2 protein-coding genes are annotated in these 733 nt (G+C 62.6%); both read left to right on the top strand.

Features of this window, described 5'->3' with window-relative positions:
• The coding region (locus J5M71_RS26145) for a thiamine phosphate synthase (RefSeq protein WP_207838341.1) at positions 1-254 on the top strand (254 nt) is incomplete at its 5' end.
• Positions 255-269: 15 nt separating this feature from the next.
• Positions 270-733: aminotransferase class III-fold pyridoxal phosphate-dependent enzyme (locus J5M71_RS26150; protein WP_207838344.1), on the top strand; the 464-nt coding region annotated here is incomplete at its 3' end.

Below are 733 nucleotides of genomic sequence, written 5' to 3' on the forward strand. Positions count from 1 at the left end.
TTGCCTTTGGCCGCTTCTTCAATGCCACCACCAAACCCGGTGCGCCGAGTTGCAGGCTCGACTTGCTCGACGAAGCCAAACGCACGCTGCACTTGCCGGTCTGCGCGATCGGCGGGATCACCCTCGATAACGCCGCGCCACTGGTCGAGCACGGTGTCGATCTGCTCGCCGTGATCCACGGTTTGTTCGGCGCCGAGAGCAGCGCCGAAGTGACCCGCCGCGCCCGCGCCTTCAACGAACTTCTGAAAATCTGATTTGAGAGCCCGATCATGTCTCGTTCCGAAACCCTGTTTGCCAATGCTCAGAAACACATCCCCGGCGGCGTCAACTCGCCGGTGCGCGCGTTCAAGAGCGTCGGCGGCACCCCGCTGTTCTTCAAACACGCCGAAGGCGCTTACGTCACCGACGAAGATGACAAGCGTTATGTCGATTACGTGGGTTCGTGGGGGCCGATGATCCTCGGCCACAGCCATCCGGACGTGCTCGACGCGGTGCGCAATCAGCTGCAACACGGCCTGTCCTACGGCGCGCCGACGTCGATGGAAACCGAGATGGCCGATCTGGTCTGCTCGCTGGTGCCGTCGATGGACATGGTGCGCATGGTCAGCTCCGGCACCGAAGCGACCATGAGCGCGATCCGTCTGGCCCGTGGTTACACCGGTCGCGACAGCATCATCAAATTCGAAGGCTGCTACCACGGCCACTCCGACAGCCTGCTGGTCAAGGCCGGTTC

Source organism: Pseudomonas sp. 43(2021) (assembly GCF_017490805.1).
GTDB lineage: Bacteria > Pseudomonadota > Gammaproteobacteria > Pseudomonadales > Pseudomonadaceae > Aquipseudomonas.